6 protein-coding genes are annotated in these 16,078 nt (G+C 33.7%); 4 read left to right on the forward strand and 2 right to left on the reverse strand.

Annotation, left to right across the window (positions count from 1 at the left end):
* Positions 1-138 precede the first annotated feature (138 nt).
* The 4 genes from dnaE (at position 139) to UH7x_RS09745 (ending at position 9,089) form a co-directional block, all read left to right on the forward strand.
* Complete coding sequence (dnaE, locus tag UH7x_RS09730) at positions 139-4,515, forward strand: DNA polymerase III subunit alpha (RefSeq protein WP_482363534.1); 4,377 nt, start codon at positions 139-141, stop codon at positions 4,513-4,515.
* Positions 4,516-4,654: 139 nt separating this feature from the next.
* Positions 4,655-4,972, forward strand: a complete 318-nt coding sequence (trxA, locus tag UH7x_RS09735; RefSeq protein WP_153755805.1) for a thioredoxin — start codon at positions 4,655-4,657, stop codon at positions 4,970-4,972.
* Positions 4,973-5,068: 96 nt separating this feature from the next.
* Positions 5,069-5,998: a DUF58 domain-containing protein gene (locus tag UH7x_RS09740; protein WP_482363535.1), complete on the forward strand. Its 930-nt coding sequence runs from the start codon at positions 5,069-5,071 to the stop codon at positions 5,996-5,998.
* Positions 5,999-6,221: 223 nt separating this feature from the next.
* Positions 6,222-9,089 carry a ThuA domain-containing protein gene (locus tag UH7x_RS09745; RefSeq protein WP_482363536.1) on the forward strand — a complete coding sequence of 956 codons (2,868 nt, stop codon included), beginning with the start codon at positions 6,222-6,224 and terminating at the stop codon, positions 9,087-9,089.
* A gap of 84 nt (positions 9,090-9,173) precedes the next feature.
* Here the strand turns inward: UH7x_RS09745 and UH7x_RS09750 are convergent, their stop codons facing one another.
* Both UH7x_RS09750 and UH7x_RS09755 read right to left on the reverse strand, forming a co-directional pair.
* Entirely contained in the window at positions 9,174-13,238 is a 4,065-nt protein-coding gene (locus UH7x_RS09750; protein WP_482363537.1) for a hybrid sensor histidine kinase/response regulator, read from the reverse strand.
* A 95-nt stretch (positions 13,239-13,333) separates the two neighbouring features.
* The gene (locus UH7x_RS09755; RefSeq protein WP_482363538.1) at positions 13,334-15,652 is read right to left on the reverse strand and encodes a GH92 family glycosyl hydrolase; all 2,319 of its coding nucleotides are present in this window, start codon (positions 15,650-15,652) and stop codon (positions 13,334-13,336) included.
* Positions 15,653-16,078: the final 426 nt, after the last annotated feature.

Here is a 16,078-nt window from a genome sequence, read left to right on the forward strand (position 1 = left end):
ACGAATCTTTTTTATACGTTAATAACTCCTGACAAATACCTTTTTTAAAATTGTCTCTTTTACCTATTTTTATAGGCACTTTTTTTCGCAGTGTTTTTTCGAAAATACGGTGGCTTCTTAATCGATAGAATATACTTTATGTACCTAATTTTTGATACTGAAACAACTGGACTTCCAAAGCGTTGGAATGCTCCAATTACCGACTCTGATAATTGGCCGCGCTGTATTCAGATAGCTTGGCAGTTACATGATGAAATGGGTAATTTGGTTGATAGTCAAGATTATTTGATAAAACCAGTAGGTTTTAATATACCATATGATGCGGAACAAATTCATGGAATATCTACTGCGCTAGCCCAAAAAGAGGGTATCTCTTTAGCTGAGGTTTTGGAAAAATTTAATGAAGCCATGGCTCAAACTAAATTTGTTGTGGGACAAAATGTGGGTTTTGATTTAAATATAATGGGTGCTGAATATCACCGATTAGGAGTTGAGAATCCCTTACAAGAACTTCCAGTACTAGATACCTGTACAGAACATACGGCACAACTTTGTCAAATACCTGGTGGTAGAGGAGGTAAATTTAAGTTACCAACGCTTACCGAATTACATGAATTTCTTTTTGGAGAACCGTTTTCAGAAGCGCATAATGCAACTGCTGATGTAGAGGCGACTACACGTTGTTTTTTAGAGCTTATTCGTAAAAAACAATATTCATTAGAACAGTTAGATGTTCAACCAGACTATTTTAAGAATTTCTCTGAGGCTAATCCTCAGGAAATTGAGTTAATTGGTTTAAAACATATCAATTTAAAAAAGGCATCTAAGAAAATTGCAGATGCATTATGGGAACAGGCTACCGTAAGTGTTTCAACCGAAGAAATAGAAGAAAATCTTGAGAGTTTGGCAGAGATGCCTTTTTCTCATTTACATAACCATTCACAGTTTTCTGTTTTACAAAGTACCATCAATATAAAGAGTCTAGTAAAAGTAGCGGCTGAGAATGATATGCCTGCTGTAGCTTTAACGGATCATGCAAATATGATGGGGGCTTTTCATTTTGTAAAAGAGGTGAAAGCGCATAATAAAACGGTAGCAGAAAAGAATAAAATTGCAGCGGAACATGGCGAACCAGCAGATGGGAAAACATTAAAGCCTATAATTGGTTGCGAGTTCTTTGTCTGTGATGACCATTTGAATAAAAATGTAAAAGACTATGGCTATCAAATAGTATTGATGGCAAAGAATAAAAATGGCTATCAAAACCTATGTAAAATGTCATCTATTGCCTATACAGATGGTTTTTATTACGTTCCTCGTATTGATCGCAAAATAGTTCAACAATACAAAGATGACATCATTGTGCTTACTGGAAACTTGTATGGTGAGGTTCCTGGGAAGATTTTAAATGTTGGTGAGAACCAAGCTGAAGAAGCGTTGCTTTGGTGGAAACAAGAATTTGGAGATGACCTTTATGTAGAGTTAATGCGCCATGGTCAAGAAGATGAAGATCGTGTAAATCAGGTTTTGATTCCATTAGCGAAAAAACATGAAGTAAAATTGGTGGCCACTAATAACACTTATTACTGTGCCAAGGATGATGCAGAAGCACACGATATTCTTTTGTGTGTAAAGGATGGAGAGAAGCAAGCCACACCAATAGGTAGGGGTAGAGGTTATCGATATGGTCTACCAAATCAAGAATATTATTTCAAGTCTTCTGATGAAATGAAGGCACTTTTTAAAGACTTGCCGGAAGCTATTTCAAATGTTCAAGAAGTAGTTGATAAAGTGGAGCCTTTTGAGTTGGCACGTGATGTGTTACTTCCCAAATTTGATATTCCAGATGATTTCAAAGTTGCAGAAGATGCAGATGGTGGTAACCGAGGTGAAAATGCTTATCTGCGTCATATAACCTATGAAGGTGCTAAAAAGCGATACACCGAAATAACTCCTGAAATTAGGGAGCGTATCGATTTTGAATTAGATACGATAAGAAATTCAGGATATCCGGGTTATTTCTTGATTACAGAAGATTTTATTCGAGAAGCTCGTAAGATGGATGTTTCTGTAGGTCCTGGTAGGGGGTCGGCAGCTGGGTCTGTTGTTGCCTATTGTTTGACAATTACCAATATTGATCCATTAAAATACGATTTACTTTTTGAGCGATTTTTAAATCCGGATCGTGTATCCATGCCTGATATTGATATTGATTTTGATGATGAGGGTAGGGGTCGTGTAATGGACTATGTAATTAATAAATACGGCGCCAATCAAGTGGCTCAGATAATTACGTATGGTACGATGGCTGCAAAGTCATCAATTAGAGATACGGCTAGGGTGCTTGATTTGCCTTTAGGTGATGCTGATAGAATTGCCAAATTAATACCCACTATGTCAAAACTGGGTAAAATATTTGGTGTTTCAGAAGCAGATTTAAAAAAGAAATTTCGTTCCGATGATTTAGAAAAAGTCAATGAATTATTAAATATTTCAGAAGGAAGTGACCTAGAAGCACAAACTGTAAACATGGCCCGAATGCTTGAGGGGTCTGTGCGAAATACAGGTATTCATGCTTGTGGTGTAATTATTACCCCTGATGATATTACAAATTTTGTTCCGGTAGCGACTGCGAAAGATTCAGATTTATATGTGACCCAGTTTGACAACTCGGTAGTTGAAAGTGCTGGATTGTTGAAGATGGATTTCCTTGGATTAAAAACCCTGACTTTAATTAAGGATACAGTAAAGATTGTAAAGGCAAAACATGGTATTGATTTGGTGCCAGATGATTTTCCTTTAGATGATGAGAAAACCTATGAACTTTTCCAAAAAGGAGATACAGTAGGTATATTTCAATACGAATCGCCTGGGATGCAAAAACATATGAAGGATTTAAAACCTTCTGTTTTTGATGATTTAATTGCCATGAATGCCTTGTACCGGCCAGGGCCAATGGAATATATTCCAACCTTTATTCAGCGTAAAAACGGAATAGCCGAAATTAAGTATGACTTACCAGATATGGAAGAATACTTAAAAGAGACCTATGGTATTACCGTTTATCAAGAGCAAGTGATGTTGCTTTCGCAAAAATTAGCTGGCTTCTCGAAAGGTGATGCTGATGTTTTGCGAAAAGCGATGGGTAAAAAGATTTTTGCCTTGCTACAGAAATTAAAACCTCAGTTTTTAGATGGTGGTGAAAATAACGGACATCCTAGAGACATACTGGAGAAGATTTGGAAAGATTGGGAAGCTTTTGCCGCTTACGCATTTAATAAAAGTCACTCAACCTGCTATGCATATATTGCATATCAAACTGCATATTTAAAAGCGCATTATCCTGCAGAATATATGGCTGCTGTGCTGTCGAATAATATGAACGACATTAAGCAGGTTACTTTCTTTATGGAAGAATGTAAGCGCATGGGATTAACTGTTTTAGGTCCAGATGTGAATGAATCATATTACAAATTTGCAGTTAACCAAGAAGGTGCTGTACGTTTTGGTATGGGTGCAATAAAAGGAGTTGGCCGTTCAGCAGTGGAGACAATCGTTGAAAATAGAAAAGATGGTCCGTATAGGTCTGTTTTTGATATGACCAAACGATTAGACCTGAGAGCTGCGAATAAAAAGGCTTTCGAAAATCTTGCTGTTGCTGGTGGTTTTGATTCTTTTGGAGTAAATAGAGCGCAATATTTTCTTACTGAAAACGACGGTATTACTTTTTTAGAAAAAGTTGTTAAGTATGGTGCAAAATTTCAAGAGAATGCAAATTCATCACAAGTAAGTTTATTTGGTGAAGCTAGTGAGGTGCAAATTCCAGAGCCAGAAGTTCCACATTGTGAAGAATGGGCTACTATGGAAAAACTCCGTAGAGAAAAGGAAGTAGTAGGTATTTATATATCTGGCCATCCTTTAGATGACTTTAAGAAGGAAATTAAATCTTTTTGTAATGCCAATGTTTCTTGCGTGCACAACTTACCAGATTATGTAAGTAGAGAGCTATCGTTTGCCGGTGTAATATCAGATGTGCAACATCGAATTTCGAAAAATGGAAAAGGATGGGCAGCTTTCACATTAGAAGATTATACTGATTCTTTTGAATTCCGAATTTTTGGTGAGGAGTATTTAAAGTTTAGGCATTTTCTAATGATAAATTCATTCGCATATATAAAAGTATATGTGAAAGATGGGTGGGTTAACAGGGAAACCGGAAAAAAAGGTGATCCGAGAATACAGTTTAATAGTTTTATGTTGTTACAGGATGTTATGGATGCGTATGCAAGGAAGTTGACGATAAAACTCAATATTGATAATTTGCAAGAAGATCGTATCCGAGTCCTGAAAGACACGATGACAACGCATAAAGGAGATCACGCTTTGAATTTTGTTGTTTATGAAATGAGCGAAGAGATTAAGGTGAATTTAATAAGTAGAAAGCAGAAGGTTCATATTAGTACAGAGTTGCTTACCGCGTTAGAGGAAGCTGATGTTCATTATAAATTAAACTAAGTTTGGCAATTTGTTAAGGTATTATTGAATATTATAATAATAGATTTGCTCAATATAGCAATAGATAGAAGGAATAAAGCGTTAGTAAGTTTTGAGCGTAATATTTGACTAACTTTGTGTAATTAAAAAATTAAATCAAATGGCATTAGAAATAACAGATGCTACTTTTGAGGAAGTAGTGTTGAAAAGTGATAAACCAGTAGTAGTAGACTTTTGGGCAGCATGGTGTGGACCATGTAGAATGGTAGGTCCGGTAATAGAGGAATTAAGTACAGAATACGACGGAAAAGCTGTTGTTGGTAAAGTAGATGTTGATGCAAATCAAGAATTTGCTGGTAAATACGGAGTACGTAATATACCTACGGTATTGGTATTTAAAAATGGTGAAATTGTAACTAGACAAGTTGGTGTTTCTCCTAAACAAGTTTATGCAGATGCAATAGATGCTGCATTGTAAGAATTAAATCAGAATTTAATTCAAGAAGGTTCAATCGTGATTTGTCATGGTTGAACCTTTTTTATTTAATTAAAAGGTCTTTAGTATCTTCGAGTTATGAATCTGCAATCTGAATTAAATAAAGCAGTATTATTTCAAAACCTTGAGCTTTTAGCTAATCAAGTAGTTGAGGGTTTTATTAGTGGAATACATAAGAGTCCGTTTCATGGCTTTTCGGCGGAATTTGCTGAGCATAAAATTTATAATCCAGGTGAAAGTACTAAGCATATAGATTGGAAGTTGTTTGCTAAAACAGATAAGCTTTTTACAAAACGTTATGAAGAAGAAACCAATCTAAGATGCCATATGATTTTAGATAATTCGGCATCCATGTATTATCCTGAAGTTGCAAATTTAGGCGTAGAAAGTTTAAATAAGATTGGTTTTGGTGTATTGGCAATTGCATCTTTAATGAATGTGCTTAAAAGACAGCGAGATGCTGTAGGTTTAAGCGTATATGCTGATAGGTACAATTTCTATGCTCCCGAGAAAGGTAGCGAGCGTCACCATCAAATGTTGTTAGCTAAGTTAAGCGATATCAGCAAAGAAAAAGCTCCTCCAAAACAGACAGAAACTTATGAAAACCTTCATTTGATAGCTGAAAATATAAAGCGAAGAAGCCTTGTGTTTTTATTTACAGATATGTTTCAAACTAGTGTAGATAATGAAAAGATGTTTAATGCGCTTCAGCATTTAAAGTATAATAAACACGAAGTGGTATTATTTCATTTATTGGATAGTGAAAAGGAAATGCATTTCAATTTTGAAAATACACCAAAGCGATTCGTTGATGTTGAAACAGGTGAGCAAATAGATTTGTATGCTGATTCTGTAAAAGAGTCTTATGAGCAAGAAGTTAAATCATATTTTGATGCTTTGAAATTAAAATGTGCGCAATATCGTATTAAATATGTTAGTGTAGACGTGGCAAGTGGTTTTTCAAAAGTACTTAACACCTTTATGGTGGAACGTCAGAAATTTGGTTGAACAATCTTTTTTTTAGGACTTCCATCCCATATCTTCTTTTTTTTTGAAAAATATTTAAAAAATTTATTTTTCAACTTTAAATACGCCTTGTGATACTATAAACACTATAGGTGGGAGTATTTAAATTATTAATTTAAAGGGTCTTATGAAATTTTTATTTCCATATTAAAATATTTCGTTCTAATTTTGGGGTACCCAAAGAATTGAACTTAATTATTTTAGTATGAAAAACGTACTTTTAAAGTATGCAATGGTCCTAGCCATAATTTGTATGTGTCAGAGTGTTTCGGCACAAGAAACTCCATTATTGCCGCAAATTCCTATCCAAAATGATTCTGTTATTCAACCCATTGGGCCAGATGTATTTTCTTTTGTATTAGTAAATGCTGATTCTGATGAAGATATCATCAAAATCACTGAAGGTTCTGTTTTTTATTTAGATGAAATAGGTACAAGTAATTTAAATATTAGAGCAGAGGTAGATTCTTTGACTGAAAGTGTAGTTTTTGATTATCAGCAAATTGAAAATTATCATACCGAAAATCTTCCCTTGTATGCAATTGGCGCAAATGATGATGAAGATTATCGTCCATGGACACCTGACTTAGGAGCGAATACATTAACTGCAACAGCTTTTAATCTAGATAATGGAGAGGGTGTTTCTGGGATTTCTCATACAGTAAACTTTGAGGTTATTCAAAAATCACCTGCTCCTTCACCTTCTTTTGTATTAAGAATAAACAGTGGCGGAGAAGCGTTGGTGGTGAATGATTCTATTCAATTTCTGGCCGATACATTATTTGTTGGAGACGGTAAAGCGTATACCAATACTAATATTTTAGATATTCTTGAATCAACGCAAGATTCAATTTATAAAACGGAGCGTACTTCAAGTAGTAGTCTAAAGTCGTTTGGTTATAAGATACCAGTAAATAATGGAGATTATGAAATAAAACTACATTTTGCCGAGATTTATTGGGGAGCAACAGCAGGTGGTGCTGGCGGAATTGGAAAACGTGTTTTTAATGCATCTATCGAAGGTCAAGAAGTGATTACAGCTTTTGATATGAATGTTCAAACTGCTTCGATGACAGCAATAATTAAATCTTTTGATGTATCTGTTGTTGATGGAGAATTAAATATTGACTTTGGAGCAACTGTAAATCAACCTAAAATTTCAGCAATAGAGATATTCGGTGCTGGTTATATTGAAACAGAAGAATGTGCATGGAATGAATTGGCAAATTCGATTTATGAAAAGAAAAATTCGCAAAGCGTTAAAGTAAATGATAAACTTTATGTCTTATCAAACGTTTTATCAGATACTATAAGTAAAGCTGCAACTGAAATATATGATCCAGCTTTGGATACTTGGTCTATTGGTGCACCAATGCCAACAGTTCTTTTGAATACTAGTGCTGTCACTATAAATGATGAAATTTGGCTTATTGGGGGAAAGAAAAATGATTCTATAGTTTCAATTACGAATCAAGTTCAGGTATACAATACTATAGATGATACGTGGTCTGTTGGGCCATCTTTACCTAGCGGTCGTTCTGCAGGTGCAGCGACATTTAGTAATGGTCAAATACATTATGTAGGAGGATTAATGGAAGATGATATTACTAAATTAGGAGAACATTTAGTTTTTAATTTAAATGATACCATATCTGGATGGCGAGTTGCAGCAGCTCTACCCGACCCAAGAAGTAATTTAAGTATAACTAGTCAGGAAGGTAAGATTTATGCCTTAGGAGGACAAATAAATGATACAATAACCGTCAGTTATTTGGATGAATATAATCCTGAAACGAATAGTTGGTTGCGTAAAAATAATCTACCGGTTTCACGTTCGCATTTTCAATCCGGAACTATAGTTCACAATAATAAAATCATTATCGTAGGCGGTATTAATGGAGAGTTTAATGTAGATCAAATCTCGGAATATGATGTTGCTACGGATACTTGGTCACAACGCTGTATATTACCATCAGATACTAAATCGTCAGCAGCAGAAGTGTTTGGGGATAAATTGTTGATTGCCTTTGATACAGAGACAATTAATATAGCGATTGAGCCCGAAGAAGTTGTTGAGGATGAGCAACAAGTTAGAGTTTTAATATACCACGAAACGGGGGAGTTTAGACATTCGTCAATACAGGCTGGTATTAATATGATTAATGAATTTGGAGAAGAACAAGATTGGATAGTTGCAGATTCACAAACAAGTGATGTTTTTACAACTGAAAACTTGGTAGACTATGATGTTGTTATTTGGTTGAATACGACGGGTGATAATATTCTTACTATAGACGAGCAAAATTCTTTTGAAGCTTTCATTCAAAATGGAGGAGGTTATGTTGGTGTGCATTCTGCAACCGATACGTATAGAAGTGGTAGTTGGTCTTGGTATAATGACTTAGTTGGAGCTATTGTTCAAGTTTCACCTTATCATACTGCTAATAATTTTAATGGTGTACTAGATGTAGTTGGCGAACATGATGCTATTACTCATTTAGGCACTGAATGGGTTAAAAATGATGAATATTATTACTGGGAGCTTAATGGAGGTTATTTGTATAATGGTAATATAGATTTATTACAAGTACGAGCTACAGGAGCAAATAGTTACGATGCCGCTCGACCAGTAACATGGTATAAAGAATATGACGGAGGACGATCTTTTTATACTGCTTTAGGTCATAATGCCAAAGATTATGAAAGTGATGTTGATTTTAGGGCTATGATGAAGGAAGCTATTATATGGGCGGCACATGATGGTGATATTGAAGCGGTTGAAGAAGAAGAGGAAGCGGAAGAAACTGATTTGGCAGACACAGCAACTGAGAATACCATTTTCAAACTATATCCAAATCCAGTGATTGATTTCTTAAATTTAGATGTCGCTGCATTCTCCGGAATTAATAATGGGGTTATCTATGTTTTTGGAATGGATGGAAATATTGTAGGTTATAAGAAGGTTAATAGTGCAGATAGTCAGATTGATTTAAGTGCATTGCCGTCAGGCTATTATATCGCATCTGTAAAAGTAGGAACTACCTCCGAACGTCATTTAATTTATAAAGAATAGCGAAATATTAAATATTTAAATTATAAAACCTTGATGAAAGTTAAGGTTTTTTCTTTTTAGAAGTGATAGTGAAAAAATAGGGAGCTATTTTATTAATTGACTAGGTGGATATCCGAATTGTTTTTTAAAACAGCGACTAAAATAGAGCGGATCATTAAAGCCAACTTGATCGGTCACCTCAGAAACGTTATACTTTTTGGTTTTTAATAATTGTGCTGATTTTTTAAGTCGAATCGTTCGAATAAATTCATTGGGAGAGAGGTCGGTTAGCTCTTTTATTTTTCTATATAATTTTGATGAACTCATTCCGAGTCTTTCACATAAAAATCCAGAATTAAGTTCATGATTACTTAAGTTTTGTTCAATTACCTGATTAATTCTCTCCATAAATTCCTCGTCAATAGGAGAATGTGTTAAAACTTTGATGTTGCTTTCAATATCAGCAGAAAACATTTTTTTAAGTATTGATCTAGATTTAATAATATTATCTATTCTAGTTTTTAATAGCGACGGGTCAAAAGGTTTTACAAGATAAGCGTCTGCGCCTGAATTGTATCCTTTAATCTTGTCGTCACTTTCGGCAAGAGCAGTTAATAAAATAACGGGAATATGACTTATTGATGCGTCATTTTTTAGTGAATTGCAAAATTCATACCCATCCATAATGGGCATCATAACATCCGCAACGCAAACAATAGGTTTTATTTGACTACAAATTTGAAGTGCTTTTTTGCCATTCTCTGCTTCAAAAACCTTGTAATAATCTGATAGGTAATCAACCAAATAGTTACGCAGTTCCAGATTGTCTTCTATAATTAAAATACGCTCTTTTAAGTGGGTGTTTTGTATGATTTTTTTAGCTGTAATAAGTTGTGGAGATTCTTTTTTTAGTGGTTTTTTCTCAATATCAAAAATCTCATTATCCGAATAAGCACTTCTGCTTATTGGAATTTTTACGGTAAATACACTACCCTCATTTTTTGCGCTTTGCACTTTAATGGATCCTTTATGTAATTCTATCAAAGCTTTAACTAAGGATAACCCTATGCCTGATCCAGTATTATTTTCTTTGCTATCGGTTGTCTGATAAAATCGAGCAAATATTTTGTCTTGACTAGCTAATGGTATACCAATGCCATTATCACTAACCTCAATAACTAAAAACTCATTATTTTTTAAAGTTTTTTTGGAAAGAAAGATGTCTACGTTGCCATATTTTTGTGTAAACTTAAATGCATTAGAAATTAAATTATATAATATTTTATCAAATTTATCTCGATCTAAATAGCCTTCTAAATCATCATTTTCGGTAATAAAATTGAATTGTATTTTATTATTTTCTGCTAATTCTTGAAATGAATCATAGGTCACCTTTGTGCGCGCCAAAATATTGGTTTTAGAGACTTTTAAATTTAATTCTCCAGACTGCGCTTTTCTGAAATCTAAAACCTGATTTACAAGGTTTAAAAGGCGTTTAGCATTCTTGTCAATAAGTTGAAATTTTGCATTTTGATGGAGGTTGTTGGTCTCAAGTCCTTCTTCGATAAGTTGTTTCGTAGGGCCTAAGATTAATGTTAAAGGAGTTCTTAGTTCATGTGAAATATTAGTAAAAAAACGAAGTTTCTCATTGTTTAACTTCTCATCACGTTCTCGTTTAACTTTCTCAGTGAGTAGTTGTTGCTTTAATTTAAATCTTATCTTTAATTGTTTTCTAATAAAATAGAAAGAAACTCCCAAAGCAAGTAAGAATAGGGCCAATGCTTTATATGTAAGCCAGAAAGGTGGTAGTATTTTAATCTCGTAAGTTGAAACGTCGCTCCATACTCCATTACTATTCATTGCCTTTAATTTAAAGGTGTAATCCCCAAAAAAGAGATTAGTGTATTGTACATTACGTTGTTTAGCATCAACAGTATTCCAAGATTCATCGAATCCTTCTAATATATAGCTATACTTATTGGAGCGCTCGTTGATATATGATGGACTGGAAAAAGTAAAAGCAAAATTTTTATTTGCATTTTTGAGTGAAATTTGTCGTTTGGTATTTATATCTCTTTCAAGAATAACTTGGCCATTTAAATTACTACCAATTTCAATTTCTTTATTCTGTATTCTTACGCTTGTTATAATTGGTGAAGGGGAATATTTATTGTCTAATAATGTCTGTGGTGAAAATGAAATTATACCGTTTTTACCACCGAGGAAAATATTGTCGTCATCAGCATAATAAAAACCACTCAAGCTAAATACGTCTAATCTATTGCCACTATTTGCATGGTATGTTTTTAATTTTTCTGATAATATATGATATCGTGCAATTCTATTATTGTTGAAGTTTAACCATAAATTTCCTTTAGTGTCGGCAAATAAATCAGTTATCCACTTACCCTTTAACTCATCAGGAACCACTGTAATTTTAAAATCGTCAATATTTCCATCATAGGAACTTAAGCCTTTTCTTGTTGCCGCCCATACTTTTCCAGATTGATCTATAGAGAGGTCGCTTACATTGTTATGCAATAATCCAATATTACTCTCTGAAAGTTTTTTAGTATTTGTCGTATAAGATTTAGTCTGTTCAGAAAATGGGTCATACAGAAATACACCAGATTGTGTGGCAAACCATACCTTACCTATTGAATCAACAACTATTTTGTTTATTTCATTATCTATATCCGATGCGCCATCAAACTCAATAGTTTTAAAATTATTCGCGTCTACAACAATAGCTCCTTCACCATGTGAACCTATTATTAATTTATCTGTTCCAATTTTTGCAAAAGTTAAAACTGGTGATTTTTGAAAACCTACATCGTAAATTATAGAATTGTTTTTGAGATAATCATAAACCATGATTGTACCATTCCAAAGGCCACAATAAAAAGTGTTTCCATCAAAAGAGTAAATACTTGAAATTATTTGTTGATTCTGATATAAAGGAGTGTAATGCTCATTTTCATAAATAAAAAGACCATTGTGTCTTGTTGCAACTATTATTTTATTGTCATTGGTTTTAGAAAAACCAAGAACACGAGGAATTTGATTTTGAATAAATTTTGAAATTTCGTTATTGGTTTTGAACTGGTTTTCAAAAGGATCATACTTATCTAACCCATCTTCGGTACCCACCCATAAAACTCCAGATGTATCAAAATACAGCGAAGACACTAGATTGTCAATTAATGAATTATCATCGGAGAGAACAGCATAGAATCGATTGAATTTTTGCTTACCAATGTTTTCCAATTCGTCGGTAACTAGTATGCCTCCTAAAGTTCCAAGCCAATATTGACCATCTGGAGCTTGTGCAATTGACGTCATATGAGGGCCAATATTATCTCTCATTAGTGCGTCTTCAATGTATAAGTTTTCGAATGATTTATTTGCAGTATTTAGTTTATACAAGCCTTCTCTTGTACCCACAAATAAAGCATGTCTATCGTTCTCATAAATAAAATTTATGTAAGGATTTATTTCAGTTGAATTAGGTATTTCTAAGTCAAATTCTTTAACAGTCTTTACATTGCCTTGTTCATCTAAAGTTATTCTAGCTATTCCAGCTTTTTTATAACTACCAACCCATATTTGACCTTTAGAATCCTCAAAAATTTCTTTAACATAACTGAATTTTGGTAATGCGATTTTTTCAAATGTGTCTAATTCTGGGTAATAAAGAAATAAACCTTTGTCTTTAGTTCCTACCCATACGCGTTTAAAGCGATCTACATGTACTGAACGTATTTCGTGATCTTGTAAACTATTTGGGTTGTTTGGGTTTGGTAAAAAGATCTTTTGCTTATTGGTTTCCATATTTAGCCTAATAAGGCCATAACGAGTACCAATCCACATTAGATTTGCAATAGTGTCTAACTCTATTGCAGTTATATCATCATTTTGTATATTGTTGGTGTCGGTAGATTGAGTAGTGTAGTTTTTAAATTCAAATCCATCAAAACGGTTAAGACCAGAAAAGGTGCCAAGCCATAAAAAGCCATTTTCATCTTGTATTATGTGACGTACAGAATTGTGTGAAAGTCCATCATTATCATTATAATGCTCAAATTTTATTTGTTGTGCATATATTTGATTGCTAATAAATAGCAGGAATATGCCTAGAAAAAAATTTTTATAAGTGCAGATAGTAAGCATTTCACAATGTACAGATTAATAATTTAAACGATTATCACCAAATATAAATTAAGGTAATCCTCTAAAGTTAGATTAAGTCTTCACCCTTTTGTTATTTAATTTTTAGGAGACATTTTTAGTTCTAGAACTCCGCCATTAATGAGTTGATTATGACTAATACTTGGGTTTAGTAAAGGATTTTTATTCCATTGGATTTCGCTAATAAATACATTTTCAGCGCTGTTATCGATGGTATTTATTTGTATTGTCTTACCTGGGTAATAATCTTTGTTTAAATGAATTGTAATTTGATCAAAAATAGGACTTCCTATTTCGTAAGCTGGATTTTCTCCAGTGCCACCATTCATTTGAAAAAGTCCGGTTTTTAATAAAACTGACAAGCTTCCCATAAGACCTTGATCTTCGTCACCATTATAACCTGTAGAAGTCCCAAGGCCACTGTATGCTTTGTTTATTACCTTACGAGACCAATATTGAGTTAAATCAGGTCTGTCTAGTAGATTGAATATATATGCGGTTTGCATTGAAGGTTGATTTCCATAATTTATTGGAATTTCTCGGTATTCTGGATGCAATTCTTGTGAATGAGAGTTGCCTGCCGTAAATCCTAATTTTTCTGCAGTTTCAAATTGATGATTTAACTTTTCAACTGCTTTTTCTTTACCGCCCATTAATTTTGCCAAGCCTACTATGTCATGCGGAACAAACCATGTAGACTGTGCGCCGTTAGATTCTATAAACCCATGTTCGTGTTGATATGGGCTAAAGTTTGACGACCATTTACCTGTTACATCTTTGGGTTGCATCCATCCGATATCGGTGTTAAATACATTTTTATAATTTTTAGATCGATTAATGAAATAGTTGTTGTCTTCAGTATGCCCTAATTTTTTTGCTAATTGAGCTAATGTCCAATCTTGATAGGCGTATTCCATAGTTAAACTAGCACCATCTTGGTGGCCACCGAATTTACCTTCAGGTATTGGGTGTGGTACATAACCATCTTTTATATAATATTTTAATCCACCACCTAATGCAGTTTTATGTTCATAACCAGCTTTTTCCATGATGCCTCCAGGCATATGGTTCTTTTTCAATGCTTGGAATATTTCTTCTAAATTATCTTTAATAATTCCTTTTTGTATGGCGCTTACAATAAATGGAGTAGACGAAGACCCTGTCATCACGTAGGTGTAATTACCGCCAGAAGGGCCACGAGGAATTAAGCCCCCATCCTTATAATATTGCATAAGGGAATGCACAAATTCTTCCATTATTTCAGGGTAAACTAAACCCCATAGTGTGTTTATAGTCCATTGAGCGCCCCAAAATGAATCAGAATTGTAATGATTAAACTTTGGTTTTCCTGCAGCGTCAAGTGGTAACTGGCCAATTCTGAAGTTGTCAGCTGTATTATCTGGGTATGCACCATTTACGTCGCTGATTACTCTTCGCCCTTGCAAAGCATGCCATAAATCGGTGTAGAATCTTCTTTGTGCTTTTTCATCACCACCTTCAATTGTAATTCTACCTAACATTGCATTCCACTCCTTTTTTGAGTCAGAAACTATTTGGTTAAAATCCCAATCGGGTAGTTCAGTTTGCTTATTGTTAGTAGCATTTTCAATTGAGGTATATGAAATGCTTACTTTCATTAATACTGATTCGTTTTTATCGGCAAGAGAAACTAAGTAATTTCCTGTTTCTAAATCTTTGTCAACTGCGGTTATTTCAGTGTTTAAATCAATGCTAAAAAATAATTTTATAGGTTTTGGTCTTCGGTGAGTTTTTGCAATCGTTAATTCACCTGTCAAATTTTTATTACCTGTTTTGTTCAGGACTCCTTCTAGATTTGCATTTGGACCTAGCATTCCATTTAGATTGAAAAGTATAGCGGCCGATTCATTTTTGGGAAAATTGTATTTGTGTAATCCCACTCTTTTGGTGCTAGTAAGTTCTGCTGATATGTTGTAGCGATCTAATTCTACATAGTGATAACCAGGAGCAGCAATTTCAGTTTCATGACTAAATTTAGATTTGTAATCTTTGAAAATAGAAGTTTTGTTTTTTTCTGATATGGTTACAGGTAGTACTGAAAGCCCTGATAACTGCCAAGCATGAATATGACTAAAACCTTGAATAGTATCAACTTTGTAGCGATATCCACTTCCCCAAGCACCATTTACTTCAGTATCAGGACTAAGGTTTACCATTCCAAAGGGTCGGCTAGCTGATGAAAAAAAGAACCATCTAGAATTTTCAGAATCTAAATGTGGGTATACCTTGTCAACAGCATTGACCACAGCAATTTCTTTTTGTGTTTTTTGTAAGTCTTTTTTGCAAGAGCTAAAAATGGTTATCGTCAGAACAGTCAAAGCTATTTGTATAATAGAAAGTGATGCGGTTGATTTCATTTGATTATTACAATTATTAAGCTATTTTAATATGGACTAACTGTTTTATTAGTTAATTTCCATTGTTAAGTTTTTTATATTTTGAAGTTAAGCTAATGGCCTTATTTCTTAGTTTGTATCCATAAATATACTGTATTAGATTGTTCTTGTAAAAGGGAAGATTGAACTAAAACTTATGGCAACATTTTTATAACGTTTTTATCATTTATGTTGTTAAAATCAAAGTAAGAATGTTTATATAAAATTCTATTTATAGATTGTTTTATTCCATATTATACGACTTATTGGATGTTATCATTTAATATATTTCTGAACCCTTCAAGTGTATGTGAGTCCATTATGCTGATTTGAGCAATAATATCTAAAAAAAATTGCGATTTAGTTAAATTAAAATGGACAGACCTGTTAAATCTGCCCATTTTAGAA

Source organism: Aurantibacter sp. UH7, assembly GCF_056839165.1.

Coding starts and splice junctions, on each gene's coding strand:
- trxA (WP_153755805.1), top strand. CDS start 4,655: ATGGCATTAGAAATAACAGATGCTACTTTTGAGGAAGTAGTGTTGAAA.
- dnaE (WP_482363534.1), top strand. CDS start 139: ATGTACCTAATTTTTGATACTGAAACAACTGGACTTCCAAAGCGTTGG.
- UH7x_RS09750 (WP_482363537.1), bottom strand. CDS start 13,238: ATGCTTACTATCTGCACTTATAAAAATTTTTTTCTAGGCATATTCCTG.
- UH7x_RS09745 (WP_482363536.1), top strand. CDS start 6,222: ATGAAAAACGTACTTTTAAAGTATGCAATGGTCCTAGCCATAATTTGT.
- UH7x_RS09740 (WP_482363535.1), top strand. CDS start 5,069: ATGAATCTGCAATCTGAATTAAATAAAGCAGTATTATTTCAAAACCTT.
- UH7x_RS09755 (WP_482363538.1), bottom strand. CDS start 15,652: ATGAAATCAACCGCATCACTTTCTATTATACAAATAGCTTTGACTGTT.